This window comes from Terriglobus sp. RCC_193, assembly GCF_041355105.1.
In the GTDB taxonomy this organism is placed as follows: domain Bacteria; phylum Acidobacteriota; class Terriglobia; order Terriglobales; family Acidobacteriaceae; genus Terriglobus.
The window spans coordinates 291,559-317,291 of sequence record NZ_JBFUPK010000001.1 but is presented as its reverse complement, the minus strand read 5'-3'; the positions used below and the strand labels follow the sequence as shown (position 1 = coordinate 317,291).

Annotated in this window: 24 protein-coding genes; 10 read left to right on the top strand and 14 right to left on the bottom strand. The window is 57.5% G+C overall.

Features of this window, described 5'->3' with window-relative positions:
- Positions 1-129 precede the first annotated feature (129 nt).
- From AB6729_RS01250 to AB6729_RS01235, 4 genes are all read left to right on the top strand, one after another.
- Positions 130-759: an RNA polymerase sigma factor gene (locus tag AB6729_RS01250; RefSeq protein ID WP_371079748.1), complete on the top strand. Its 630-nt coding sequence runs from the start codon at positions 130-132 to the stop codon at positions 757-759.
- A 52-nt stretch (positions 760-811) separates the two neighbouring features.
- Positions 812-1,072, top strand: a complete 261-nt coding sequence (locus AB6729_RS01245) for an anti-sigma factor (protein WP_371079747.1) — start codon at positions 812-814, stop codon at positions 1,070-1,072.
- 79 nt (positions 1,073-1,151) lie between these two features.
- Positions 1,152-1,991, top strand: coding sequence for a hypothetical protein (locus AB6729_RS01240; RefSeq protein ID WP_371079746.1), 840 nt, complete (start codon positions 1,152-1,154; stop codon positions 1,989-1,991).
- A 645-nt stretch (positions 1,992-2,636) separates the two neighbouring features.
- Positions 2,637-3,293, top strand: a complete 657-nt coding sequence (locus tag AB6729_RS01235; RefSeq protein ID WP_371079745.1) for a hypothetical protein — start codon at positions 2,637-2,639, stop codon at positions 3,291-3,293.
- Between the two features lie 87 nt (positions 3,294-3,380).
- Here the strand turns inward: AB6729_RS01235 and secA are convergent, their stop codons facing one another.
- From secA to AB6729_RS01215, 4 genes are all read right to left on the bottom strand, one after another.
- The gene (gene secA, locus AB6729_RS01230) at positions 3,381-6,263 is read right to left on the bottom strand and encodes a preprotein translocase subunit SecA (protein WP_371079744.1); all 2,883 of its coding nucleotides are present in this window, start codon (positions 6,261-6,263) and stop codon (positions 3,381-3,383) included.
- Between the two features lie 93 nt (positions 6,264-6,356).
- Positions 6,357-6,653: a hypothetical protein gene (locus tag AB6729_RS01225; protein WP_371079743.1), complete on the bottom strand. Its 297-nt coding sequence runs from the start codon at positions 6,651-6,653 to the stop codon at positions 6,357-6,359.
- A 56-nt stretch (positions 6,654-6,709) separates the two neighbouring features.
- On the bottom strand, positions 6,710-7,699 hold the full coding sequence (locus AB6729_RS01220; RefSeq protein ID WP_371079742.1) for a tyrosine-type recombinase/integrase: 990 nt from the start codon (positions 7,697-7,699) through the stop codon (positions 6,710-6,712).
- On the bottom strand, positions 7,696-8,637 hold the full coding sequence (locus AB6729_RS01215; protein WP_371079741.1) for a tyrosine recombinase: 942 nt from the start codon (positions 8,635-8,637) through the stop codon (positions 7,696-7,698). The genes AB6729_RS01220 and AB6729_RS01215 overlap by 4 nt, the downstream gene beginning before the upstream one ends.
- Positions 8,638-8,715: 78 nt before the next feature.
- Here AB6729_RS01215 and AB6729_RS01210 point away from each other — a divergent pair, with 78 nt between their 5' ends.
- Positions 8,716-9,204, top strand: coding sequence for a metallophosphoesterase family protein (locus AB6729_RS01210; RefSeq protein ID WP_371079740.1), 489 nt, complete (start codon positions 8,716-8,718; stop codon positions 9,202-9,204).
- A 5-nt stretch (positions 9,205-9,209) separates the two neighbouring features.
- Here the strand turns inward: AB6729_RS01210 and AB6729_RS01205 are convergent, their stop codons facing one another.
- From AB6729_RS01205 to AB6729_RS01195, 3 genes are read right to left on the bottom strand one after another with little or no spacing between them, the layout of a single operon-like run.
- A complete protein-coding gene (locus AB6729_RS01205) occupies positions 9,210-9,860 on the bottom strand; it encodes a hypothetical protein (protein WP_371079739.1) in 651 nt (216 codons plus the stop codon).
- Between the two features lie 25 nt (positions 9,861-9,885).
- Positions 9,886-10,836: an ABC transporter permease gene (locus tag AB6729_RS01200; protein WP_371079738.1), complete on the bottom strand. Its 951-nt coding sequence runs from the start codon at positions 10,834-10,836 to the stop codon at positions 9,886-9,888.
- The gene (locus AB6729_RS01195) at positions 10,833-12,254 is read right to left on the bottom strand and encodes a hemolysin family protein (RefSeq protein ID WP_371079737.1); all 1,422 of its coding nucleotides are present in this window, start codon (positions 12,252-12,254) and stop codon (positions 10,833-10,835) included. The genes AB6729_RS01200 and AB6729_RS01195 overlap by 4 nt, the downstream gene beginning before the upstream one ends.
- 85 nt (positions 12,255-12,339) lie before the next feature.
- Here AB6729_RS01195 and AB6729_RS01190 point away from each other — a divergent pair, with 85 nt between their 5' ends.
- Together AB6729_RS01190 and AB6729_RS01185 are read left to right on the top strand one after the other, a co-directional pair.
- Positions 12,340-12,702: a hypothetical protein gene (locus AB6729_RS01190; RefSeq protein ID WP_371079736.1), complete on the top strand. Its 363-nt coding sequence runs from the start codon at positions 12,340-12,342 to the stop codon at positions 12,700-12,702.
- A gap of 97 nt (positions 12,703-12,799) precedes the next feature.
- A complete protein-coding gene (locus AB6729_RS01185) occupies positions 12,800-15,373 on the top strand; it encodes a carboxypeptidase regulatory-like domain-containing protein (RefSeq protein ID WP_371079735.1) in 2,574 nt (857 codons plus the stop codon).
- Between the two features lie 72 nt (positions 15,374-15,445).
- On the opposite strand, the gene AB6729_RS01180 is transcribed toward AB6729_RS01185, so the two are convergent.
- Entirely contained in the window at positions 15,446-16,423 is a 978-nt protein-coding gene (locus AB6729_RS01180) for a glycosyltransferase family 2 protein (RefSeq protein ID WP_371079734.1), read from the bottom strand.
- Positions 16,424-16,521: 98 nt separating this feature from the next.
- Here AB6729_RS01180 and AB6729_RS01175 point away from each other — a divergent pair, with 98 nt between their 5' ends.
- Positions 16,522-17,094, top strand: a complete 573-nt coding sequence (locus AB6729_RS01175) for a hypothetical protein (protein ID WP_371079733.1) — start codon at positions 16,522-16,524, stop codon at positions 17,092-17,094.
- 71 nt (positions 17,095-17,165) lie between these two features.
- Here the strand turns inward: AB6729_RS01175 and AB6729_RS01170 are convergent, their stop codons facing one another.
- From AB6729_RS01170 to AB6729_RS01145, 6 genes are all read right to left on the bottom strand, one after another.
- Entirely contained in the window at positions 17,166-17,927 is a 762-nt protein-coding gene (locus AB6729_RS01170) for a sulfite exporter TauE/SafE family protein (protein ID WP_371079732.1), read from the bottom strand.
- A 105-nt stretch (positions 17,928-18,032) separates the two neighbouring features.
- The gene (locus AB6729_RS01165; protein ID WP_371079731.1) at positions 18,033-18,866 is read right to left on the bottom strand and encodes a phosphoadenylyl-sulfate reductase; all 834 of its coding nucleotides are present in this window, start codon (positions 18,864-18,866) and stop codon (positions 18,033-18,035) included.
- Positions 18,866-20,455, bottom strand: a complete 1,590-nt coding sequence (gene cysN, locus AB6729_RS01160; RefSeq protein ID WP_371079730.1) for a sulfate adenylyltransferase subunit CysN — start codon at positions 20,453-20,455, stop codon at positions 18,866-18,868. Before cysN ends, AB6729_RS01165 begins: the two co-directional genes overlap by 1 nt.
- Positions 20,456-21,403, bottom strand: coding sequence for a sulfate adenylyltransferase subunit CysD (gene cysD, locus AB6729_RS01155; protein WP_371079729.1), 948 nt, complete (start codon positions 21,401-21,403; stop codon positions 20,456-20,458).
- Positions 21,404-21,662: 259 nt separating this feature from the next.
- Positions 21,663-22,031 (bottom strand): YtxH domain-containing protein, encoded by a 369-nt coding sequence (locus AB6729_RS01150; protein ID WP_371079728.1) that lies wholly within the window; start codon positions 22,029-22,031, stop codon positions 21,663-21,665.
- A gap of 125 nt (positions 22,032-22,156) precedes the next feature.
- Positions 22,157-22,888, bottom strand: a complete 732-nt coding sequence (locus AB6729_RS01145; protein ID WP_371079727.1) for a uracil-DNA glycosylase — start codon at positions 22,886-22,888, stop codon at positions 22,157-22,159.
- Positions 22,889-22,979: 91 nt separating this feature from the next.
- On the opposite strand from AB6729_RS01145, the gene AB6729_RS01140 reads away from it, so the two are divergent.
- The gene (locus AB6729_RS01140) at positions 22,980-24,074 is read left to right on the top strand and encodes a hypothetical protein (RefSeq protein ID WP_371079726.1); all 1,095 of its coding nucleotides are present in this window, start codon (positions 22,980-22,982) and stop codon (positions 24,072-24,074) included.
- Positions 24,017-25,582, top strand: a complete 1,566-nt coding sequence (gene tig / locus AB6729_RS01135; RefSeq protein ID WP_371079725.1) for a trigger factor — start codon at positions 24,017-24,019, stop codon at positions 25,580-25,582. Before AB6729_RS01140 ends, tig begins: the two co-directional genes overlap by 58 nt.
- The last annotated feature ends 151 nt before the right edge of the window (positions 25,583-25,733 follow it).

The following is a 25,733-nucleotide window of genomic DNA, read 5'->3' as shown; positions in this document are numbered from 1 at the left end:
GCAATGAAGCCAATCACATCCGCATCGTGAAAATCGAACCATTTCCTGGCCTCGCTCCGCTGAAAATCCACGCCGTTCAAAAGGTTTGGTTGATGGGACGAATGGCGACAAGTACACTGACTGGGACGCATGCCAACGGTAGCCGAACAGACCGGAACTGAAGAAGTTCACCCCGACGTTGCGCTGGTGGAAGCTGCACGCGGCGGCGATGCCGCAGCGTTTGAGAAGCTGGTGCGGCAGTATGACCGCCAGATCTTCCGCGTGGCGCAGCACATCACGCAGAACCGCGAAGATGCCGAAGACATTACGCAGGACGTCTTCATGAAGGCGTACGGCAAGTTGGACCAGTTTCAGGGCAACAGCAAGTTCTCCACCTGGCTGACACGTATTGCCGTCAATGAGAGCCTGATGCGGCTGCGGAAACGCAAGACCAGCCGCACCGTCTCCATGGACCAGGACGTGCAGACGGAAGAGGGCTCCATCCCCCGCGACTTCGCCGACTGGACACCCGATCCCGAGCAGCAGTACAGTTCTTCCGAGTTGGGAGACATCCTGCAGAAGACGATTTCAGGTTTGTCGCCAGGTTTCCGCACCGTTTTCACTCTCCGCGACATCGAAAACTTGTCGACGGAAGAAACGGCAGAGGCGCTGGGGTTGAGCGTCCCGGCGGTTAAGTCGAGATTGCTACGGGCGAGGCTGCAACTGCGTGAGCGTTTGAGCCGATACCTGAAGCGCAAGGATGGGAGCGTCAGACCGTGAAGCTGCTCTTTCGCCAAATCGATACGCACACACAGGCCCGCGGAGGCGTTCGATGACCTGCACGGAATTTCTGGCTCAAATGACGGATTATTTCGACGGACAGGTCGAGCCTGAGCTGTTGTCAGAAATTAAGTCGCATCTTTGCGAGTGCCACCACTGTGAAGTCCTTGTGGACACCACTCGACAGACGATTCGCGTCTATCGGAATCACGAGGTCTACGACCTGACGGAGGACGTCCGGGAGCGTGCCGTGCAGCGCATTCTGGCCGCGTGCACAGGACGCAAATCCGTTTCTGCCTCGGGACAGCGATAATCCTTTCTCTTTACATTGAATTTCTCTTCGCGTAGGGTTTGCGTGTTGCATTCCGCTTTCCCTCCCGAGAGGGTTGTTCATGTCCCTGCCTGATCGACCTACTTCACGCGATCGCCGCGTCTCCCCAACCGGGGGACGTCGCTCCACGGACACTCCTGTCGCGCATCACTCCGGTCGACGCGACATGGAGAGTGCATCGCGACGCCGAAGCACCGATCCGCAGATTCGCCGTCGACGCGAAGATCACAAATCGGGAAAATCAGCCTTTGGTGCACTCATCACGATTGTGATTGCCGTGCTGTTTCTGGGGTATGTCTTCAACGTAGCGGGCTTTGCCACCGCTGCGGATCATTTCTTTGCCAGCCTGAACACCTCCGCGCAGAGCGAAAACGACGTCGTCGTCAAAATTATGGAACTGGTCTACCCTGCGGTTGGGCTGATCGTGGCGGCATTGATTTTATTTGGCATTCTGCGATTTCTGTATCGAAGCATCCGCGGCGCCAAGAAGACCCGCAAGTTGGCTAGCCGCGGAGTCATTACCCTGGAACAGTTCCGCAAGATCACGGAGGCCCGGGGCATTCGCCCAAGGATTTCAACACAGGCTTACCAACTGCTCCTGCCCTATTACACCAGCAGCATGCGGGCCCGACTGGACGACCGCCTGCTTGAGGATCTGCACATGACGCCGGAGCAGGTGCAGGACATATACGGCAACCTTCTCCGCAACACTGATCGCAAGGAGTCTCCCGGGGAGCAGCCCGGCATTTTCTCCGTCATGGACCTGCTGAACGCGACTCAGTCGGCAAAACGCCATTCGCTCATGGATTCCATGATGCGCCCCATCGCGCGCATTTCGGGCATTCGGCGTGCACAGGCTGCCGCCAAAGACAGCGATAAGGACTTCACCACATTTCAGTAACACTCTGTGCAAGTGGTCCGAGGTCTGATACGTTCAAAGAGGTTCTACCTCTGCGCCATGGATAAGACCCAATCAAGCCTTCCCCTGCCGCGCAGGCTCCCCCGACAGCCCAAAGCAATGCCTTATCCTGCGGAAAATGTGGCGGAGGACCTCTCGCTTGCTCCGAACGTTTCTTATTTCGTGGAAGAAATCGCAGCTCCCGCTTCTGCTGAATCGGAACTGAGCACCGTGCCGCCTGTGCCAGACGGGAAACCGGACATCCCACCAAGCGCGGAAATCCTACAGTCCACGCAGACTACAGACCGGGCATCGCGGGAACAAACCCCTGCGGAAGTTACCCCCGCTGCAGCATCAAAGGATCTGGGGGATCGTCCCTCACACCATGACCCCAAACCCGGCTATGCACGCCTATCCGGTCCTTCGCGGTCGCGACCGACCCGCCCTTCAGGACTCTCCGCAGCCGCAGGCCCCTCCGTCAGTGTTCCAACAGTCCGCGAGACTCGCAGCCGTGAAGTATCAAAAACACACGAAACCACACCTCTTCGTGTTTCTGTAGAAACTCCTGATTCCATTCCGATTCCACAGAAGGAGCCGCGGGTTCCAACACGAAGCACGGCGAGCCGGTCATCGATCCGTAGCGAAGATGTGGCGATTCCCTCCCCGCCTGTGAGCCGCGTCGCAAAGAGCACGAGCCGTCGCGTCGCACGCAAGCGGAAGATACCCGCAGGCATTGCTCTTACCGTGCTTTCGTGCGCCCTGGTGGCATACTCCTTTACCGTTGGCAGCATTGAAAATGAAGTGGATCGCTTCATCGTGAACTCGGATAGCACACCCGCTTTCATGAAATCGATACTGCCCTGGCTTCCCTTGCTCCCGCTCATCCTCCTGCTGGGCATCGTCTTATGGATTCTCGCTGGCATGATCGGGCTTCGGCGCACCAGGCGCCATAGGGAGACATTGGCTGCCAGCGGCGAACAAGCTGTACAACAACGAGAAACCAGGCGCCGCAAAGCTCCTCTGGAACGGTTCCGTGACGAGGCCGGAAAGGAAGGTATCGGGAAAGACGCTGCATATCAGGCATGGCGTCTGCTGCAGATGTACGGCCCGGACAGCCACATCCTGTCGATCTACGACGATCTGCACGTCACACTCAGCATGACGCAGCAACAGATTCAGGACGTTTATCAGCAACTGGCTCCGTCTACGGAAAGAATGGCTTCTGCCCGTTCGGTGCTCGATCTGGTGCGATTGGCAAACTTGCCACAGCGAAACACTGCACAGCGCCAGAAGTCAGCGCGATAATGTTTGGGTATCGCCGATAAGACGGCATATCTCCTGCAGAATGAGAAACGCCGCAAGGATCCCTTGCGGCGTTTCTCTTTTTCTTCTTTAGCGGCGGCGCTTTGGCTTCTGTCCGCTGGTCGCTTTCTGAGGAGCGTACTGTTGCCGTTGCGGCCCGCGGCTCGTTGGAAACTGCGGCGGTTCCGGCTGACGTGGCTGTTCTTCTACTTCGCTACCACCGCTCATACGCATCGGTGGTGGAGTCTGCGGAAGCTGTGGCGGAGGTGGCGCTACCGGCTGTGCTGCCATGTTCCGCAGAGCCTCCAACTGCTCCATCGATTCAATCGGAATGCCATCCGGGCCAACGATCTGCATGCGGTAGAGGTTGCGCAACGTGTCTTCCTGGAAACGCTGCATCATGGCCTCAAACATCTCGAAGGACTCCTTCTTATAAGCCACCAGCGGATCCTGCTGCGCGTACCCACGCAGGCCGATGCCCTCCTTCAAGTGGTCCATCGCAAGAAGATGGTCTTTCCACAAACCGTCCAGCGTGCTGAGCATGATGACGCGCTCGTGGTAACGCAGCGTCTCCGGTCCAAGGATCTGCTCCTTCACTTCAAAACGCTGCTTCAGCCCCTCAAAGAGCGTGTCGCCAAGCTCGTGACGGTTCAGCGCTGAGAAGTCCACCTGCGGGAAGTCCGTGCCAAAGATATCGACCAGCTTCGCCTTCATCTCCTCCACGTTCCACTGGTCAGCGTGGACGTTGGACGGAGCTGTCTCATCCAGGATGTTCGACAGCGCGGTGACGGTATAGTCCTCAAGGATAAGATCCTTCTGATCGACCCCCTCAAGCAGGTTGTGACGCAGTCCGTAGACAGCCTCACGCTGCTTGTTCATCACATCGTCGTACTCCAGAACATGCTTGCGGCTTTCGAAGTTCTGCGTTTCCACGGCCTTCTGTGCAGCGGCGATGCGGTTAGTGATCATGCCGCTTTCAATCGGCACACCCTCTTCCATGCCAAGGCGCTGCAGCAGCGTGCTGACCCACTCGCGCGCGAAGATGCGCATCAGGTCATCTTCCAGCGACAGGTAAAAGCGTGCTGCGCCGGGATCGCCCTGGCGGCCTGCACGTCCACGGAGCTGGTTGTCCACGCGACGGCTCTCATGCCGTTCCGTGCCAATGATAAAGAGGCCCCCCGCCTCCAGAACTGCCTCGTGTTCACGCTTGCAGTCCGCAGCAAAGTGTTCCAGTGCATTGTCCCACTCCGCCTGCGTGCACTCATGCTCTTCGTTCTGGTAGTAGAAGCGGTACATACCCGGCGCGGCAACGGAAGCAATGGTTCCCTCCACCGCAGCCAGCGGCTTCGCAACGCCGCTCTTCGCCAGCTCCTGGCGTGCCATGAATTCGGCATTGCCGCCCAGCAGAATATCCGTTCCGCGACCCGCCATGTTGGTGGCGATGGTGACCATACCGAGACGTCCGGCCTGTGCAACGATCTCTGCTTCGCGCTCATGGAACTTCGCGTTCAGAACGACGTGGCGCACGTTTTTGCGCTTCAGAATTTCGCTCAGAATTTCTGACTTCTCAATCGAAGTCGTACCTACCAGAACCGGCTGCTTGATCGCGTGCAGACGATCAATTTCATCGGCCACAGCAAAATATTTTTCCTTCGCTGTGCGATATACCACGTCCGGATACTCAACACGCTGCATCACCCGGTTCGTGGGAATGACCGTGATTTCGAGCTTGTAGATGTTGTCGAATTCCGCCGCTTCCGTCTCTGCCGTACCGGTCATGCCGGACAGCTTCTTATACATACGGAAGTAGTTCTGGAAGGTGATGGTGGCCAGCGTCTGGTCTTCCTTGCGGATGTTGACGCCTTCCTTCGCTTCCACGGCCTGATGCAGACCATCGGACCAGCGGCGCCCCGGCATCAGGCGGCCCGTGAACTCGTCCACGATGATGATCTCACCGTCCTTCACCACGTACTCTACGTCGCGCTTATAGAGATTGTGGGCCTTGATTGCGGTCTCCACGTGATGCTTCAGATCCCAGTTCTCAGGATCAGCGATGTTGCCAATGCCGAGCAGGCCTTCGATCTTCTCCCAGCCCTCGTCCGTCACGGTAATGGAGCGCGCCTTCTCGTCCACAGTGAAGTCGCCGGTGTAAGTTTTCTGCTCCAGCGTCTCCGTAAACTCACCCAGTTCAAGCTCCGGGATGATCACATTCACGCGTTCGTACTTGTCCGTGGTCTGGTCCGTGGGGCCGCTGATGATCAGCGGCGTACGCGCTTCGTCAATCAGGATCGAGTCCACTTCGTCGACGATGGCCATGTAATGACCGCGCTGTACCAACTCGCTCAACTCAAACTTCATGTTGTCGCGGAGGTAGTCGAAACCGAACTCGTTGTTCGTACCGTAGGTGATGTCCGAGGCATACGCAGCGCGACGTTCGCGATCATCCAGATCATGAACGATCACGCCAACCGTCATGCCGAGGAAGCCGTAGATCTTACCCATCCATTCGGCGTCGCGCTTGGCCAGATAGTCATTCACGGTAACCACGTGAACACCGCGACCGGCGAGTGCATTTAGATAGCAAGGCAGCGTGGCGACCAGCGTTTTACCTTCACCGGTGCGCATTTCGGCAATCTTGCCCTGATGCAGCACGGTGCCACCAATCATCTGCACGTCGAAGTGACGCATGCCCACCACGCGGCGGCCCGCCTCGCGAACCACAGCAAAGGCTTCCGGCAGGAGCTCGTCCAGAACCACCTTCTCCGCGGCGATGCGTTCATCGCGATCGGCAATGTCCGCCGTACGCGTAGCAATACGCTCGCGAAATTCCACCGTCTTGGCACGGAGCTGTTCGTCCGTCAACGCCTGCAGAGCGGGTTCGAAGCTGTTGATCTGATCCAGAATGGGCTGCATACGCTTCACAGCGCGTTCATTGGAGGTGCCAAACAGTTTGGCGAGAGTCTTGTTAAACACAGGGGTCGTCCTTGCTGGTACGGAAAATAACGCGATCAAGAGGGCGGTGCAAGCTGCAACCGCATAACAAACGGCACTCTTATCAGCAGCGCGTTACAGGCTGCTTCCCGTTACAGCGTGTACGTGCGCTGTTTGCACAGCGGCATCGTTTACCGGGCGCACAACGGCATGTTCACATGGCGCAGCAGCCGTAAAGCTTTGGGCTGCTTCGCTCTCCGGACCGGGCGTTACAGGTTCGGATTCTTCATTCGCCGCCTGCAGCAGCAGATTGCGCACAAAGACGCCGCCAGGGGTCCGCGTCGGTTCCACGCTGCTGGCACGCGCGTCAGACACCGCCAGGCTCGAAAGCAGCAGCAACAGAAACGCGAGATGAACGGCGCGGGAACGCATGTGCTTCCTAGTTTAGACGAACGCTGGACTTGGCGCATCCGCCCGGTCGCGGAGTGCTAATTCGCCCTCGGATGCGTCTTGTCATACACCTGCTGCACCTGGCCCACGGTGAGCTGCGTATATCGCTGTGTGGTGGAAAGCCGTTCATGGCCAAGGAGTTCCTGAATGGCGCGCAGATCGGCTCCCTCCTCCAGCATGTGCGTACCGAAAGCGTGGCGCAGCGTGTGCGGATGAACATCCGCAGGCAGGCCGCGCTGGATGGCGATGGACTTCACAATTCGTCCCACCGAACGGGTCGTCAAACGCGCTGAGCCACGTGCGGACTGGTTGATAAGCAGCGGACCATCGGCAATGAGAGCTGCTTTTCCATTCCGCAGCTTCACTTCACGATGTGGCAGATACGCACGCATGGCTTTCGCGGCAGCATCGCCTAAAGGAACATAGCGCTCCTTGCGGCCTTTGCCGCGAACCAGAATCGCATCATTGGTCCAATAAATGTCGCGTAGATTGATGCCGACCAACTCTGAATTACGAATCCCGCAGCCATAGAGCAGTTCCCAGATCACGCGATCACGCTCCGGCCAGCCGGTGTATTCCTTGTCAGCCGGTTTTGCGGATTTCTTACCAACCTTTTTCACTGCTCGTGGCGCTGCACTCACATTCTCAATGGCATCGAGAACTCGATTGACCTCTTCCGCCGATGGCACTCGCGGCAGATGCTTCGGAAGCTTCGGCGTGGCAACAAGCGTTGCCGGATTCTGTTCCACGATGCTCTCTTTGGCCATCCAGCGAAACCACGACCGAACAGCCGCAAGCGCGCGTGCTGCTGATGCTTTTGTCAGTCCCCGGTCATACAAGACTGCCAGGTATGCGCGAACATGTGTGTGCTCTACCGAGCGGATGTCGCCATCTTCACCGAGCGTTTCCTCCAGCCATGCAGCAAAGCCCTGCACCTCGCGTGTGTAAGCGCGGACGGTGTGCTCACTGGCGCCGCGTTCGCTTTCCAAAACCGTGACATAGCGACTACTAAGCTTAGACAGGCTCATGACACACGCGCCTCCACAGCATGGCGGCGCGCGCGCGGATGGTGCAGACGATGCACCTCTTTCAAGCGGCCAAGCGCAAGGTGTGTGTAGACCTGCGTGGTGCTGATGTCGGCGTGCCCCAGCAACGTCTGCACACTGCGCAGATCGGCACCGTGCTCCACCATGTGCGTGGCACAGCTATGCCGCAGTTTATGTGGGCTGGCCTGCGAGTTGGTGGATTTCACTATCGACCACACCACCTGCGTCGTCAGCGGTTTCCCACGGACTGAGAGAAACAATGTCCGCTGCAGTCCCTTAGCTGCAAGCTGCGACCTTCCACGTTGCAAATACTCTTCTAATGCTCTGCACGCAGTCGCACCAAGCGGTACGATGCGTTCCTTATCGCCCTTACCGCGCACCTGCGCACGTTGTTGCTCCAGATGCAGATCTTCTACGTGCAACGTAACAATTTCACCAGCGCGAAGACCGCCCGCGTACAACAACTCCATCAGCGCATGATCGCGCAATGCAAGGGCATCAGCCTGCGGATGGTGGGCTGCCACACCCGTCATCTCCAGCATCCGGAACACATCCTCTTCCGCCAGCGATTTCGGCAGAACTTTCCACGTGCTGGGCGCTTCGATGTTCACCGTGGGGTCGTGGCTCATGCGCTTGTCCAGCAGCATCCATTTATAGAAACCGCGCAAACAGCTCAACTTGCGTGCAATGGAGCGATCCGTGCGGTCATGTGTGCGCAGATGCTCCATCCACGCCGCCACGTCTTCTCGCCTCGCCGAGGCAAGCAGGCCATCGGTCACTTCCAGATGCTCGGAAAACTGTTCCAGATCACGCAGATACGCCTCGCAGGTCAGCGGACGCAGGCCCTTTTCCACGCGCAGCATGGTCATGTATTCGCGCAGGAGCTGGGAGTTGCGGCTGCTTGTCGTGGACGGCTGCATCGCATCATTGATTATGGGTCTGCCGCAGCCGCAGGGCGAGGGGCCGAACCTAACTCGTCATAACCACGAAGGCCACCCATGCGTGACACTGAAATCATGAACGATAAGGTTCGCGTGGGTGTGATTTCTGATACGCACGGACTCCTGCGTCCGGAAGTCCCTCTCCTGCTGGAAGGCGTGGACTGCATTCTGCACGCGGGTGACGTGGGCGATATCCATATCCTTCACCGCCTTGCGCTTATTGCACCCGTTACGGCGATCCGGGGAAACGTGGACACGACCGGCCCATGCGCTGCGCTGTCTGCCACAGACCTGGTCGAAATCAGCGGCATATCCATTTACATGGTGCATTCCATCCACGACCTGGATATCAAGCCTGAAGCGGCCGGAGTGCGCATAGTGGTAAGCGGCCACACGCACAAACCCGCAGCGGACGAACGTAATGGTGTGCTGTATCTGAATCCCGGCAGCATCGGTCCACGACGCTTTCGCCTGCCTGTCTCATTGGCGATTCTTCATCTGGACGGCAACGATGCGCGTGTCGAGTTTGTCACGCTGGATAGTTAATCCTCTTACCAATCGATGTGAAGCGATCCCAGGATGTTTGCCAGCCGCGTATTCACATCGCCAAGCTGCTGTGGGTTCATCTCCACCGCCCCGCTGGACTCAGCACAGAAAGTGTTTACCACCAGGTCAAAGCGCAGACATGTGTTGCCCTTTAACGTGGTGAAAACTTCATCGCGCGACTCGGTACACATGCCGCCATGCTGGTCCTGCCCATGCTTGAATGCTATGCCTGCAATCGTCACATCCGGCTTGGGCTTTAGCTTTCCTGTGGTTGCCAGGGCGCTACAGCTTTGTGCATTGGCGTTCGGCAGGACGGAATAATAAAACAGTGCACCGGAAAAGGTTGTTGGCGGATAGGGGTTGTAGTTCATGGCAGAGACACCACGCACCTGCATGCTGCCGCTCGCACTACGAACATCCTTCTCCAGGTCAGACAGGATGCCGTCCTTGCGTTCCGTATCCCACCCCGCCGGAACACGATAGGAAACGTGATACTTCGAATCGTGAAAGACCGATGCCGCGGGCTGCAGATTGGCAGGTTCATTCGGCACGGTGAACCCCTTCAGATCCTGCGAACTCTTCGGTTTTGCCTGCTGCGCGGCAAGAGAAGACGAGAGAACCAACAACACGGTCGCGGCTGCAATAAAAGAGCGCATACGTCGTTGAGTCTATCGCTTCTGCCTATGAGCGTCGCAACCGTGGATTAGCCAGCGTATAGAGCAGATCGGTGAGTAGGTTTGCCGCAAGATATGTCAGGCCGATGGTCAACGTGCATCCCTGCACCAACGCATAGTCACGGTTCGATATAGCAGAAAGCGTCAGACGTCCGATGCCGGGCCAGGAGAAGATCGTCTCCGTCACAATGGCACCCGCCAGCAGCGATCCAAACTGCAATCCCACCACCGTCAACACCGGTACAAGAGCATTACGCAACGCATGTTTGTAAACGACCGTTTGTTCCGGCAGTCCTTTCGCGCGTGCGGTGCGGATGTAATCCTGCCCCAGTTCTTCCAGCATGGAAGTGCGCACCATACGCGTGAGAATGGCGGCCAAAGATAAGCCCAACGTAATCGAAGGCAGAATCAGATGCAGTAGCGTACTTGGCCCCAGCAGCGGCCCCGTGCCCGCACCGGAAACCGGAAGCCATCCCAGCGCGATGGAAAACACCAGGATCAGAATTGGTCCCAGTGCGAAGTTTGGGAATGACAACCCAACCAGAGAAACGCCACCAAGAATCCGATCGGTGGCCTTGCCACGATGCAATGCCGATCCAACACCCGCCGGAACCGCAAGCAGAATGGCCAGCAGCAGTGACGTCAGCGACATGAGCAGCGTATATGGATAACGCGCCAGCACCAACGTGGTCACCGAATCCTTCAGCCGAATCGAACGCCCCAGATCACCATGCAGAACGCCCTTCCAATACAGCAGATACTGCGTGTGCAGCGGCAGGTCGAGTCCCAGTTGGTGGCGAAAAGCCGATAGATCGGTAGAGCTTGCGCCCTCCCCCATCATCTGTGCCACGGGGTCGCCCGGTACCAGATGGATCAGTAGGAAAACTAACGACACAATGATCCACAGCACCGGCAGGGTGAGCAGCACGCGTTTTGCAATGGGCCACAGAGATTTCATGCCTCGTTGCGTTCTTCCTGCACAGATTCAGTCTCTTCCTTTGGCGCGTCAGGCATCGTCTGCACACGGATGCGGCTGATGCGGCGGCCATTCATCTCCATTACGCGAAACATGCGTCCACCATAGACCACGTCCTCACCCGTTTTGGGTAGATGGCCAAGTTGCGCCAACATAAAGCCTGCTAGCGTCTCGATACCTGCCTCGCGTGGAAAATGCCAATGCAGTTGCGTGGCCAGATCGCGCAGTGTCACGGTGCCGTCCAGATCCACGATGCCGTGGTGATCCGGTGTGGGAAGATTGCGCGCTGCGACATCGAACTCATCCTGCAGTTCGCCCACCACCTGCTCCAGAACATCTTCGGCTGTAACCAGACCCACAGTAGAACCGAACTCATCCACCACAATGGCAATCTGTCGCCGACGTTGCTGGAACTCCTGCAAGACTTCGACAGCGAGCTTTGTCTCAGGTACCACCATCACATCGCGCACCACATTGCGCAGTGGTACGGAAGGCGCTTGCAAGGCGGCAGGCAGACGATTGTCGCGACGGTAATGCATGAGCCGTGAAATGTCCTTGGAGTACACCACACCGATGATGTGCTCCGTCCCCAGCACGGGGTCGTATACCGGCACGCGCGAGTGCTGTTCTTCAATAATGTGGGCCGATGCCAGCTCCACCGGCATATCTGCAGGCAATGCGACGATGCGTCCACGTGGCGTCATAATTTCGCGCACCGTCACATGGTTCAGGTCGATGGCGTGATGAATCATCTGCTCCTGAAACTCCGGCAGAAGGCCATTGCGCCGCGTTGCCGTGGCCACCATCTTCAACTCTTCTGGCGAATGGACTTCGCCGCCTTCGCTGCGCAACGGCATACGGAATACGCGCAGCACCAGCGCTGTCGATCCTTTCAGAAGTCGCACGGCAGGCAGCGTCATGCGGATGAAAACATCCATCGGCCCGGCAACGGCCAGCGCAAGCCGCTCACTGCGTTGCAGCGCAATCGACTTCGGCACCTGTTCCCCGAGCAGCACTTCCAGATAGGTGATGATGGAAAAGGCAAGCACAATCGCCACAACATGGCTGATGGCTGCCTCGTGCAGCGCAAACACCTTCCACCTCTGCAGAAAGGTGGCCTGCCCAAAAAGCTGTTCCAGCACCTGTGCCACGGCGCTCTCGCCCAGATAGCCAAGCGCCAGCGAACAGAGCGTCACGCCAAGCTGATTTGCCGCCAGAAAGTCATCAATCTCCCGCTTCAGCCGCAGCGCCGTAGCAGCGCCAATACGACCGCTGCGCACCATGTGTTCCAGCCGCGTTTCGCGTACGGACACAATGGCAAACTCCGCCGCAACGAAGAACGCGTTCGCCAGGATCAGGATGGCGACGGTCATCAGGCGGAACAGAGCCGACTCAAGCATGGAGTCGAGTGTACTGGACGGAAAGTTGCGTTGCGCGAATCGGTGCCGTAACGGATTGTGTAATCTACAATCAGAACACGCAAAGATGATGACAGGGTTACAAACCGCAAACGGCATGACGCGTTTTCAACGCGCATGTGCTGTGCTGTGCCTGTTTCTTCTGCTCTTTTCCGCTGCCCATACGGCCTTCGGCCACTCGGAAGCCTTGAAGGCTCCGCTGGCAGGTGCCATCGGAGCGTCCGGCCATCCCGTTCTGCAGTCGCTGGGCACGGACACTCCAGACACCTGCGCCCTCTGCGTAGCCATCACCACGATTGTGGTCATGGCGGTTCTGATACTCGCCGCGCCGCGACAATCGCATCCGCGCCCACCGGTGCTGCTGCAGCTTTCCGGAATAGTTACCGGATGGCATCCTTGCCTTTTCTCGCGGCCTCCTCCAGCCCGTTGATTCGCGTTGCCCGGCGGCTTACCGCTGCCGCTTTTGCTGCCTTGACGCAGCATTCACGCTGATTTTCTTTCAACATTTTGAGGAGTTTTCCATGCGCATGGGTCCATTTGCCCTCATGCTCTCCCTTCCGGTCGCTATCGTCTCCGGTGTTCCTGCTGTTGCTCAATCCACGGCTGGTACAGTTACCGGCATCGTCACAGATGCCAGCGGCGCGGCCATTCCGGGCGCTACTGTCCTCATCGCGAATCCGGTCAGCGGTCTCCGCCGCACCGACACCAGCGATGCCACAGGCCGTTACACGTTCACGAATCTGCCCTTCAACCGTTACCACATGGAAGTCTCTGCACCGGGATTTTCCAATTCCACAGACGACGTTCAGGTGCGCACGGGCAATACCACGCAGCTGGATCTGCACCTCAAGGTAGGCGCTGCCTCCCAGGAAATCACCGTTGAGTCAGATGATGTACTGAACACCTCAGCGCAACAGTCCACCACGATTGACCGCGACCTGTTTACGAAACTGCCGCTGGTCAGCACATCATCGCCACTGTCCAGCCTCGTCACGTTGAGCACACCGGGCATTGCATCCGACTCAAACGGACTCTTCCATCCACTCGGTGAACACGCCGATACCACTTTCGCGATTGATGGCCAGTCCATCAGCGATCAGCAAAGCCGCGTCTTTGGCAATCAGCCTTCGCCGAACATCATCCAGTCCGTCAATGTGATCAACGGCATTGCGCCCGCGGAATATGGTGATAAGACCAGCCTCGTCGTGGAAACCACCACACGTTCCGGCCTGGGCCTAACTAAACCCACAGGTACCGTTGGCCTTAGCTATGGCACCTTCGGTTCTGTTACGCCATCCTTAGCGGTTGGCTTCGGCAGCAAATCTCTTGGTGACTTCCTTTCAATCGACGGCTACCGCAGCGGTCGTTATCTGGACAGCCCGGAGTACCGTCCAGTGCATGACGTGGGTAACAGCATCAACATCTTCAACCGCAGCGATTATCACCCCACAGATGTGGATGCGCTGCAATTAAATCTGTCGTTCTCTCGTTCATGGTTTCAGCAGCCGAATCAGTACGACCAGCCCACGCAGGACCAGCGCGCGAAGATCATCTCCTTCAACATTGCGCCAAGCTGGACGCACACCATCAGCCCCAACAGCCTGATCACCGTTTCCCCCTACCTGCGGCAGGACAACTTCCACTACTACCCCAGCAATGACGTCTTCGACGACACACCGGTAACACTGTCGCAGTCGCGCCGTCTGCAGAACGCCGGCCTGCGCACGGATTACACCCTGAGCAAGGGCATTCACACGCTGAAGGCCGGTGCGACCTGGTATCACACCTTCCTCACGGAAGGCTTTGGACTTGGCGTTACCGATGCCACATTCAATGCACCATGCCTCGATGACAACGGCAATCCTGTTACGGATCCTTCCATCACAAGTCCTTCGCAATGCGGTGTGGGTAATGACTACACCGCGAATGACAGCTATGCATCGGGCCTTGCACCGTACGATCTGACTCGCGGCGGCTCCATCTATCGCTTCCACGGTCATACCGACATCAAGCAGGAAGCGGTATATGTTTCCGACAACATCCTCTGGCACGACTGGAACGTGCAGTTGGGGCTGCGCGCGGATAACTATAACGGCATCAGCCGCCGCTCCAAGGTAGAGCCGCGTGTCAACGTCGCGTATCACCTGCATCCCACCGGCACTGTCCTTCGTCTCGGCTGGGGCCAGTTCTTCCTTACGCCGTACAACGAGAACCTGATCGTCAGCAGCACCACCGGCGTTGGTGGTCTGCAGAGCACGACGGGCAACCAGCTTCAGGATGTCGCACTGAAGCCCGCCTCACGTAACCAATACAACGCTGGATTCGAACAATCTTTTGGGCGTTACCTCGTGGTGAACGGCGAGTATTTCTGGAAGTACACAGACCGCGATTTTGACTTTGACGTGGTATTGAATTCGCCGCTGGCCTTCCCCATCCAGTGGCAGAAGTCAAAGATCGACGGCTTCGGCATTAAAGTCACCATGCCGACCTACCACGGCGTAACCGCGTATTCAGTGCTGGGACATACGCGTTCCCGCTTCTTTGGTCCTGAGGTTGGCGGCGTGCTCTCCAACGACCCCACGATCAACTCCAGCGCGGTATTCCGCATCGATCACGATCAGGCTTTCCAGCAGTCCACCAACCTGCAATACCAGTACAAACACGGACCTTACTTCGGCCTGACCTGGCGCTACGAAAGCGGCCTGGTAGCTGGTGCTGTGACAGATCCCGAAACCGCACTGGGTTTCACACCGGACCAGCAGCAGCAGATTCAACTCACCTGCGGCAATGTTCGTGCGACCCTGGCAAATCCCATCACCAGCTGCCCTACGGGCCAACTGTACTCGCCACTGGTAAAGATTCCCGCCGCAGGAACAGAGAACGACGACAAGAACCCGCCGCGCATTGCTCCGCGCACCCTGTTCGATGGTCAGCTTGGCTGGGACAACGTCATGCATAAGGACCGTCTCAAGACAAACCTCTCAATTACGGCCACCAACCTCACCAACAAGACTGCGCTGTACAACTTCCTGTCCACCTTCAGCGGGACGCACTATGTTTCGCCAAGGACCGTTACCGGACAAATCTCTTTCAACTTCTAAAATCGTTCTCAGCCTAAAAAGGAAAACGTCCGCGAATCATTCGCGGACGTTTTCCTTTGTCTTGAATTTTGTTTACGAGAGCATTGTCTCTTCCGACGAGCGCATCCGAACCATCCGCTCCACGGCATACGGAGCACGGTGTTGCGCGGAGTAGAAGTGGCGCACCTGAAGCTCACCTAACAAGCCAATCCCGATCAACTGCACACCCGCCAGAATCAACACAGAAGCCACAATGAACCACGGCCCATGCTGATGAAGAACATGGCCGCCACGGATAAGCTTCATCAGCAACAAAGCGAACGAAATCGCCATCCCTGTCAGTGCGCTGATCGTTCCAAAGCTGCCGAAAAAATGCAGTGGCCGCGTCATGTACTTCAATAAGAAGCGAATCGTCAGCAGGTCAAAAAACACGCGAAAGGTGCGTGTAATGCCGTAGTGGCTCTTCCCTGCAATACGAGGCGGATTTGAAATAGGAATCTCGCAGATGGACGCACCCCACCACGATGCCAGCGCCGGAATGAAACGGTGCATCTGCCCATACAGCGGGATGCTCTGGATCACTTCGCGGCGATATGCCTTAAATGTCGTTCCAAAGTCGTGGATGTTCACGCCGCTCAGTTTGGCCATCAGCCAGTTTGCTGCGCGTGAAGGGATGCGACGCATCACAAAATTGTCCGCACGCTGCGCACGCCACCCGCTCACCACGTCGTATCCCTCTTCCAGTTTGGCCAGGAAGTTTGGGATCTCGCGCGGATCGTGTTGCAGGTCACCGTCCATGGCAATCACGAAATCGCCCTTCGCATTGTCGAAACCTGCTGCCAGCGCAGACGTCTGGCCAAAGTTACGGCGCAGCTTGATGACCAGCACGCGGCTGTCTACCGCCGCAATCTCTTCCAGCAGGCGATACGTGCGATCGCGGGATCCATCATCCACAAAGATGACTTCGAAGTTGTCGCCCACATGCTCCATAACCTCTTTCAGTTGGTCATAGAGCGCAGTTACATTTTCTTCTTCATTGTGAAATGGGACGACGATGGAATACTTGAACACATCCCGATTCTACGCCCGTACATAAAGGGAACCTTCCCGGATTCCTCCCCGCAATTCCCCATCGACTTGTAACTTATTCACCCACAAGATGATGAGAGATGGCGATGCAGCCCTACACGGAAGAGCCTGTTTTAGAAAGCGGCAACTCGGAAGAGATGGCCGCCGCAGACGACTTCCATGACGCACCGCCACCCCGACGGTGGTACCTTGGAAGCGATATGGGTAAGAAGCTTGTAGGCGTCATCATTGTCGTTTTGATCGCTGCAGCGGCGTGGTATGCCTATCGCAGGCATGCGAGCCAGATAGGTGATGGCAGCATCCGGTTTGACGACACAACTGCACTGACAGATGAATCAAAGTCTGCGTCGTCCAGCATCGTCACGACGCCCACAGACACCACCAAACGCAACATCGTGCAGCCCACAACGAATGTGCAGCCACCGATGGCTGGCGGCGTTACTTCTATGGCCACTGCACCCGCAACGGACAGCATTTCTGCAAACCCCACCAACGGCATGGCATTCACCGGCAGTGGCAAGTATCAGGTATACCGTCAGGGGAACCTGACCTGGCGTGTTGATACGGAAACAGGCCGCACCTGCATCCTTTTCGCCACCATGGAAGAGTGGCGCAAGCCGATTGTTTATCAGCACGGATGCAACAACAGCTAGCTGTAGGCAGTTTGATCGTGAATAAAGGCATGGCTTACGCCATGCCCTTAAAAGTTATTCGTCGAAGCAATCTAGCGAATCGGATGGATCGCGTTGTTGTAGATGAACTGCGCGCCGATAATCAGCAGCCACACCCATAGCGCAAACCGCAGCGGACGCTTGGGGATAAACTTTGCGGACCACGTTCCCACGATCACACCGAAGATGCCACCGATGACAAGCTCCTTCAGCAGCGAGGCATCATGCGCTCCGTTAAACATGTGCGCGCCACTGCCCACCAGCGACAGAACAAAGCCAAACAGGATATCCGTGCCCACCACCTGAACAGGCGCAAGACTCGTCAGCGACAACAACGCCGCTGTCCCCAGCGCGCCGGCCCCTGCGGATGAAAAGCCCACTTCCGCTCCCACAGGGAACATCAGCAACGGCATGCAGAAGCGGCAATCGCGTGGCTTGTCCCGTTGTGCAATGGGCCGAAAGGAAAAGATGATCTGGTAGATCGCCGTCAACACCAGCACCGCGCCCAGCAGCCCATTCATGATGTGCTGTGAGCCTTTGCTGACCAGGTGCGCAAGAAACAGCGAGCCCAGCAGAACGCCGGGCAAACCACCCAGCAACATCCATCCCAGCACGCGCCAGTTCACCTGCTTACGAATGATCTGCGTAGGCACCAGAAACAGTTTCACGACAGCGGAAAAAACAAGGCCGGTGGTAACAGCCACCGCTGTTGGTACTCCAAGGAACAGGATGAGCAAAGGCGTGGTGATGGTGCCTGCTCCCACGCCGGTCAAAGCGATAAACATCGCAATGACAAATCCAATAACGTAATGCATGTAAGTCCGCTGCTCTCGTTGATCGTTGCTGTCGTTTCTCTCGTACTTTCCTGCACACCTCAAGCAGAGCAACGAGAGGGACGACAGAAACGCGAGCAACGAGTCTTAGTGCGCGGCATCCGGATTGGCCGTGTCCGTGGCCTGGATGTGGATGCCGCATTCCACCTTCTTTCCTCCCCAGCGGCCTGATCGAGGATCGTTCGGGTCCGTGGGGAGGGTGGTACATGGCTGACATCCAATCGACGTATACCCCAGGTCATACAGGGGTAGCAGAGGAATGTTGAAGTGCGCGCTGAGCTGCCACACATCGCGCGTGGTCCAGTCCGCAAAAGGGCTGAGTTTGCGCACAATGGTGTCCGGCTTCACGGCAAAATCATCGATCTCTTTCAATGCGGTACGGCTGCGCGCCTGTTCGCGGCGCAGGCCGGTGAGCCACACCTTGTAGTTCGCAACTGCGTCAAACAGCGGTTCCACTTTGCGCAGGCCGCAGCAGCGATTCGGCTCTGTCTGATAGAGCAAACCGAACTCCGACTCCTGTTCTGCAACCGTTTTCTTCGGCAGCAGGTTTGTCAGGTTCAGGTTCCACTCGCGCGTCATGCGGTCGCGATATTCATAGATCTCGGGAAAGTGATAGCCCGTTTCCAGAAACAACACTGGAATGTTCGGACGAAGCTCCAGGGCGAGATGCAGCAGCAATACATCTTCCGCCTGAAACGAGCACGTCAGGCACGCTTCGCCTTCGCCAATGCCTTCAAGCTGTATGCGCAGCAGTTCACGCACATGCGCAAGCTGTGCCAGCAACTCTGGACGGAGTTCCGGCAGATTGCCATCGCCAGTCGCTACAGGCGCACCACCATGCCGTTCTGTTTCGCGCTCTGCGCGAAGTATCTCTTTCTCATGTTCACGCGAGACGATGCCGGGAGCAGTGGTCGGTTCCATTACGCATCCTCCTTCAGCACGCCTGCATGGCGCAGCGCATCCAGTGCAAGGTCAAGTGCTTCGCGTGTGCCTTCCAGGCGCAACGCATGTGCCGGCTTCAGGACAACGTCTGTCACATGATGCGCACCATGTGCTGACGAAGACCCTGCAGCGCCACGAATCATGCCCGCAGCCACTGTCGCATTGCTCTGCGGGTCAATCAGTACAAAGCTGCCCGTGTGGCGATCGGCAGCGTAGCTATCGAATGCGATGGGCTGCAGCGTCTCCACCACAACCGCGCCAATGCCATTCAGATGAAGCGATGCACTCTCCGTCTGTGATGCTGAGGCATCGGTGAGATTTACCGCGCTCAACACTGCTGAAACTCGTGCCGGAACACTGTGGCTTCCCTGCTTCAGCAGGTAACGGCGCGTGGTGTCCAGCGGCGTTTCGTTCATCCACACCAATGCTGCATTCAACCGCGATGCGACATGCGGGAGCGACGCAGCAGCAGCCAGCAGATCGCCACGGCTGATGTCGATTTCATCTTCCAGAACAACCGTGATGGACAGCGGCGCGAACGCTTCCGGAAGATCGCCATCAAAGGTAACGATGCGGCTGACGCGGCTTCTCTTGCCCGAGGGCAGAGCAACCAGTTCATCGCCAACTCGAATCGTGCCAGAAGCAATCTGCCCTGCAAAGCCGCGGAAATCAAGGTTCGGACGCACCACACGCTGCACATGCATGCGGAAGGGCGCTTCCGTAATCACCTGCGATGACGGGATGGATTCCAGCAGTTCAAGCAACGGCTCGCCGCTGTACCAGGGCGTCTTTGCGCTGGCGTGAACCACGTTGTCGCCTTCCAGTGCGCTGACCGGGACAAAGTGCAACACGGTATCGTCGTGGCCGTCGATATCCAGGCCACGGAAAAAGTCGCGGAAGTCCTGCGTGATCTGCGTGAAGACAGCCTCGCTGTAATCGACAAGATCCATCTTGTTCACCGCAACGATCACATGCCGCACGCCAAGCAGAGCAGTAATGTACGCATGGCGACGCGACTGAATCAGCACACCCTTGCGCGCATCCACCAGAACGACCGCAACGTCGGCCGTGCTGGCGCCTGTGGCCATGTTGCGCGTGTACTGCTCGTGGCCTGGGGTATCCGCAATGATGAACTTGCGGCGTGGCGTGGAGAAGTAACGATACGCGACATCAATCGTAATGCCCTGTTCTCGTTCCGCACGCAAACCATCAGTCAACAGCGCAAGATCAAGTACGCCGGGAGCTGTGGTTCCCTTTCCTTCAATGGACCGCACCTGGTCGTCATAAACCGATTGCGTGTCATACAGCAGACGACCGATCAGCGTGGACTTTCCATCATCCACAGAGCCTGCGGTGGAGAAGCGCAGCAAATCCTTGCCGCGTTCTTCCGCAAGGTAGTCGTCAACGTTGAAGTTCTCCGCAAACGACGGCGATACCGCCACCGGCTCGGGCTCTGGCGTATGGCCTTTCAATGGCGTATACACAGCCACGTTTTCATTCCAGACCTCCGGCTCACCCGCAGGCGCACCGTTGGCAGCCAATTCCACGAGGTTATTCTGCGCGCTCATTTAGAAATACCCCTCGCGCTTCTTGATCTCCATGGAACCTTCCTGATCGTGGTCAATCACGCGGTTCGCACGCTCCGACGACTTAAAGCCGAGAATCTCTTCAATGATCTTGGGGATGGTGTCAGCCTCGCTGCGGATGGCGCCGGTGCACGGGCTGCATCCCAGCGAACGAAGACGGCACTTCACCATCTGCGGCTTCTCACCCAGGCGTGCAACAAAGTCCTGCTCAATGGGCAGCAGCGCATCGCCACGCACGTACATGGGGCGTTCCTTTGCAAAGTACAGGTCCACCACTGGAATGTTTTCTTCGTGGATGTACTGCCACACATCCATCTCCGTCCAGTTGCTGAGCGGGAACACGCGAATGCTTTCGCCCGGATGGATGCGCGAGTTGTACAGATTCCAAAGCTCGGGCCGTTGATTCTTCGGGTCCCACTGGCCAGCCTTGTCGCGGAAGGAATAAATGCGTTCCTTCGCACGCGACTTCTCTTCATCGCGACGAGCACCGCCAAAGGCAGCCGTGAAGCCATAGTGGCTCAAGCCATCGAGCAACGCCTGCGTCTTCAGCAAACCGCAGCAGCGCTTGGTATCCAGTGCAATGGGATTCGTGCCAGCAGCCAGTGCAGGCTCATTGCGCCAAACGAGCAACTCCGCACCAATGCTCTTCGCCATATTGTCGCGAAACTCCAGCATCTCGTGGAACTTGTAACCGGTGTCGATGTGCAGCAGTGGAAACGGAATGGGCCCCGGGTAAAACGCCTTCTGCGCCAGCCGCAGCATCACCGACGAATCCTTGCCGATGGAGTACAGCATGACGGGCTTTTCAAACTCCGCGGCCACTTCACGCAGAATGTGAATGCTCTCCGCTTCCAGCAGGCGCAGATGACTAAGCCGCGGCGATTGCGGTGACGCGGAAACCTGCGGCGATATCAGTGAAGCTGTTCCCATTGAATCCCTGTGTGACAAGAAATGTGCGCGGATGCGCTGTACGAATCAGTATTTGTGGGGGATGAAGCGTTCTGGCGAGGGGCAGATCTATCGCACGCGACAACACACAGCCACGGGGTGGGCCGGACAACAGTTGCGGCATTGACAACAAGCGCGCATGCGTATCTATGAGACTAACAGAGAGCCCGAATCGATTCAAAAGCAATCGAGCCCCGCCGAAGCGACAGGCTCGATTGCACTTACGTCGAAATAACAGAACCTATACCAGTGCGCGAACCTTCTTCGACGCAGATTCCACGCCATCAATCGCAGTATCTGCAGCAGATGCCAGCCGGTCTTTCGCCTCCGAGTAGACATCATTCAGAGTGTCCGATGCCTTGGAATACACCTGATCCAGCTGCTTCACGCCTTTCTTGTAGGCATGCGACGCTTCTTTTGACAACCGCTCTGCCCTGTCCTTCACATAGTCCGCGGCGTCTTCCAGTGCATCTTCTGCATCGTCGTAAGCGCGTCCAATCTTTTTACGCGTTGTCTTCCCATCGTGCGGCGCGTATATCAAAGCCACTACTGCGCCTACGGTAAGACCGGTGATAAAGGCTGCCCAAAAACTCTTATTGCTATTGCTCATAATCGAAAGTGCCTCTCTTCCCTTTTTGTCTGCTGCTCTGCGCACTTCGGATTGCAGCAAATTCTTGAACCGCGTTCCTTATCGTGTGATGAACAACCGGTGGCACAGGTTGTTCTGGCAACAGATCATGAAAGCCCGGCGAGTTCGCGTGCACGCACAAAAATCCGGGTGAACATCGCCTTGTCCAGCCTGCCGGTGTTCGTGTTGCGCAGCGAGGGGTGGTAGCTCGCAATCAACAGGATGCCATTCGGCAATCGGTGCTCCGCGCCATGCGCAAAACCATATTCGCGACGCGACGTGATCACTCCCTGCGCGATCAGAAAGTTCAGATATCCATCAAACGCAATGCGCCCCAGCGCCACCACCACGCGCAACTTACGCAGCGTCTGAATCTCCGTCGCCAGAAATGGCGCGCAGTTGCGAATCTCCTGCGGCGTCGGCTTGTCTCCCGGTGGCGCGCAACGGCAGATGGAGCAGATTCGGCAACCACGCAATTTCAACCCGTCGTTGCGTGACGTCGCATCCGGCTGCGTGGCAAATCCCGTCTCATATAGCACTGGATACATGAAATAACCCGCACCATCGCCGGTGAAGGGACGACCGGTGCGGTTGGCGCCATGCGCTCCCGGCGCAAGCCCCACAATCAGCACGCGTGCATTCGCATCACCAAAACCCGGTACGGGGCGCGCCCAGTAATCCCAATCCATGTAGGCGCGCCGCTTCGTCTCTCCAAGCGCGGTGCAATATTCCCGCAGACGAGAGCAGCGCGTGCAGGACACAATCTGTTCATTCAAAACGGTGAAATCGGCAGCAGCGGAGCGGCTGGAACGTACGGGGTTCAGGATCTTGGATGGCATGGCAGACCACATGATGGTAGCGTGATTGGTGACATACCTGCGTTTTAGCATCTGAGAAAACGCGGGGCATTCCCCTGAGCAAAGGAATCCTGTGAGCAGTTCCTACAATGGAGAACGAGAGCGCAGACGGCGATTTAGCCTGGCCAGTTCCGGGCTGCTTACGGCTCTAATCCTTGCAGTGGTACTCGGCGTAATCGGGGCTGTCTGGGCAGCGCATCTGCATGGCAAGCTGCACAAACTCAGTACCTCTGAAATTCCACCGGACACCACGGTATTGCCACGTCCCGGTGGTCAGGACGTCATGGAAGTCCATCGCATCGCATCCACTTCCGAGGTCACACCTCAGTTCGTGGGCCTGACGCTAATGCCGGGTGTTGGGATGGGCGTTCTGCAACTGTCGCTTGATCTTCCGGGTCGAGACCCGCAGGACCTTCTCCGGGGAACCGCGATTACGTCTTTAGCTCCACTTCTGCAGCCCACGGGCGCCCCCAAGGACTCGCTGCAATACTCCCCTATCTCTCTAAAAGTTTTCCCGGTGACAGGTACTTCCGGGGGCCAGGAAATTCTGGCAATGCAGGCCGCCCAGGATTCCCGCAATGACATGACTCCCGGCGGTGCCGGCGCGACTGCCGATTTCTCGGCTACACCTGTACCCGGTCCTGCCGGTCTCGCGTCACCTCCGTCCGGCATCCAGACGAAGGTCTCGACAAACATCTCAGACCGCGGCTTCGACCTTACGATCACTGCAAAAAACGTCTCCTCGGAAGCAAAAGCAATCGTGCTTTCATGGACGCCGCAGTTTGCTATCCCTGCAAAGGGCCCAGCCAGCCTGCGCATTACCCCACCGCAAACAACTGATAACACGGAGAAGACGGGCGATATCTCGCTGAACAACGGGGAATTCCACCAGACATGGAGTGGCCTGAAGTACTCCTATCTGAGCAGCGGCCCGGAACTGCGCCTGCACAATCTGGCAGACGCATACACCTTACGTCTGATTGCTCTGACGCCCAGTATCCGGAGCTTCCGAGTCGATCAGCCTCAAGGTGCAAGCGCGGTTTCGATCACCTTCAGCACCGAGGGGCCGGACGGAGCCAGGACAGTCGTAGCACCGGGAGAGACCCTCCAATGGCACCTGAGAATCCAGGTGGCGCCAAACAATTCCTACTCCCCGGCGGCCAATTAAACGCGCTGCGTTTGACCCTCTTCGCCGCTGTCCGTACCATTGTGGTTGACGGCAAACCCGCACGCGGCCACACCCGCCGCAGCAGGCCGCAGAGACCCATCCAGAAGGCACCGATTTTGACTCCGAACGAGACAGTAGAAGCAGTGGCCGAGACCACCCCCGTGGAGACGGCAGAACAGCACACGCACGACCACGATCACGCTGGTCACAACCACGTTCACGGCCCCGCGCTGAACCCCGAACTGACCAAAGAAATCAGCGTCGAAGTTCCGGCCGATGATGTGGATAAGGCCTTCAGCAAGGTGGTAAAGCGTTACCAGAAGCTTGCCCGCATCCCCGGTTTCCGTCCGGGCAAGGTGCCAGAGGCAACCATCCGTAACCGCTTTGCCCGCGAAGTCCGTCAGGAAGTCATGGACCTCCTGGTGCAGGACCGCTTCCGCACCGAGATCGAGTCCAAGGGCCTGAGCCCTGTTTCCCAGCCGCAGATCGTGGAACTGAACCTGAACGAGGGTCAGCCGCTGCGCTTCCGTGCACAGTTTGAAGTGCTGCCCGGCTTCGCCATCACGGGCTATGAGACCGTGACCGTCGAGAAGGCAAACCCGGAACTGACCGAGCAGGAATTCGACATCGAACTGGATCGCGTTCTGGATGCACACGCCACCATTGAGCCGGTGGAAGAGGATCGTGAACTGGTCGACGGTGATTGGGCTGAGATCAGCTTCAAGGGCGTTCGCCGCAAGCCGGAAGAAGACACCACCGTGCAGGAAGCTGACGAGATCGACGGCGAAGACGTTCTGGTGGAAATCGGCGGTAAGAACACCCTGCCCGCATTCAGCGATGCCCTGCGCGGCAAGAAGGTCGGCGCGGAGTTTGAACTGGAAGTGAACTACCCCAGCGACTTCGGCGACGTTCGCCTGGCCGGACTGACGATTGATTACAGCGTGACGCTGAAGTCCATCAAGCGCAAGGTCTATCCCGAAAAGAACGACGAGTTCGCAAAGCAGCTTGGCGACTACGAGACCTGGGATGCCTTCCTGACCGGCCTGCGCGAGAACGCAACGGCAGGCAAGAAGCAGAACGCGGAGAACGAAGATAAGGGCAAGCTGGTCGACGCCCTGGTCGAGAAGTTCACCTTCCCTGTTCCCGAAGCGTTCATACAGCAGCAGATCGACGTTCGTCTGGACCGCGGCCTGCGCGCACTTGCCCAGCAGGGCATGACGCGCGAGCAGATGCAGCAGCTCGACTTCAACAGCCTGCGCGCCGCACAGCGCGACGAAGCCATCAAGGAAGTGAAGGCATCCCTCATCCTGGACAAGATCGCAGAAGCGACCAATGTGCAGGTGAAGGATGACGACGTGGAACGCGAACTGATGATCCTCAGTTTCCAGACGCGTCAGCCGCAGGATGTTCTTCGTCAGCAGATGACGCAGGATGGTTCGCTGCAGCGCATGCGCGAGCAGATGCGCCGCGAAGCCACTGCTACTGCCCTGTACGAAAAGATCGCCTAACCTGAATCAAAAGAAAACGGCTTTAGCAACTGCGGGAAGATTCCCTCAGCAGCTAAAGCCGTTATTCTATGGACACGCATTTCAGACGTACCGGAAATGCGGCGAAGCGTGAGTCGATGCGACTCGCGAAGCATCAAGAGCAACAACGGAA

Coding starts and splice junctions, on each gene's coding strand:
- AB6729_RS01250 (WP_371079748.1), top strand. CDS start 130: ATGCCAACGGTAGCCGAACAGACCGGAACTGAAGAAGTTCACCCCGAC.
- AB6729_RS01245 (WP_371079747.1), top strand. CDS start 812: ATGACCTGCACGGAATTTCTGGCTCAAATGACGGATTATTTCGACGGA.
- AB6729_RS01240 (WP_371079746.1), top strand. CDS start 1,152: ATGTCCCTGCCTGATCGACCTACTTCACGCGATCGCCGCGTCTCCCCA.
- AB6729_RS01225 (WP_371079743.1), bottom strand. CDS start 6,653: ATGCGTTCCCGCGCCGTTCATCTCGCGTTTCTGTTGCTGCTGCTTTCG.
- AB6729_RS01220 (WP_371079742.1), bottom strand. CDS start 7,699: ATGAGCCTGTCTAAGCTTAGTAGTCGCTATGTCACGGTTTTGGAAAGC.
- AB6729_RS01215 (WP_371079741.1), bottom strand. CDS start 8,637: ATGCAGCCGTCCACGACAAGCAGCCGCAACTCCCAGCTCCTGCGCGAA.
- AB6729_RS01210 (WP_371079740.1), top strand. CDS start 8,716: ATGCGTGACACTGAAATCATGAACGATAAGGTTCGCGTGGGTGTGATT.
- AB6729_RS01205 (WP_371079739.1), bottom strand. CDS start 9,860: ATGCGCTCTTTTATTGCAGCCGCGACCGTGTTGTTGGTTCTCTCGTCT.
- AB6729_RS01200 (WP_371079738.1), bottom strand. CDS start 10,836: ATGAAATCTCTGTGGCCCATTGCAAAACGCGTGCTGCTCACCCTGCCG.
- AB6729_RS01195 (WP_371079737.1), bottom strand. CDS start 12,254: ATGCTTGAGTCGGCTCTGTTCCGCCTGATGACCGTCGCCATCCTGATC.
- AB6729_RS01190 (WP_371079736.1), top strand. CDS start 12,340: ATGATGACAGGGTTACAAACCGCAAACGGCATGACGCGTTTTCAACGC.
- AB6729_RS01185 (WP_371079735.1), top strand. CDS start 12,800: ATGGGTCCATTTGCCCTCATGCTCTCCCTTCCGGTCGCTATCGTCTCC.
- AB6729_RS01175 (WP_371079733.1), top strand. CDS start 16,522: ATGGCGATGCAGCCCTACACGGAAGAGCCTGTTTTAGAAAGCGGCAAC.
- AB6729_RS01170 (WP_371079732.1), bottom strand. CDS start 17,927: ATGCATTACGTTATTGGATTTGTCATTGCGATGTTTATCGCTTTGACC.
- AB6729_RS01165 (WP_371079731.1), bottom strand. CDS start 18,866: ATGGAACCGACCACTGCTCCCGGCATCGTCTCGCGTGAACATGAGAAA.
- cysN (WP_371079730.1), bottom strand. CDS start 20,455: ATGAGCGCGCAGAATAACCTCGTGGAATTGGCTGCCAACGGTGCGCCT.
- cysD (WP_371079729.1), bottom strand. CDS start 21,403: ATGGGAACAGCTTCACTGATATCGCCGCAGGTTTCCGCGTCACCGCAA.
- AB6729_RS01150 (WP_371079728.1), bottom strand. CDS start 22,031: ATGAGCAATAGCAATAAGAGTTTTTGGGCAGCCTTTATCACCGGTCTT.
- AB6729_RS01145 (WP_371079727.1), bottom strand. CDS start 22,888: ATGCCATCCAAGATCCTGAACCCCGTACGTTCCAGCCGCTCCGCTGCT.
- tig (WP_371079725.1), top strand. CDS start 24,017: ATGGCACCTGAGAATCCAGGTGGCGCCAAACAATTCCTACTCCCCGGC.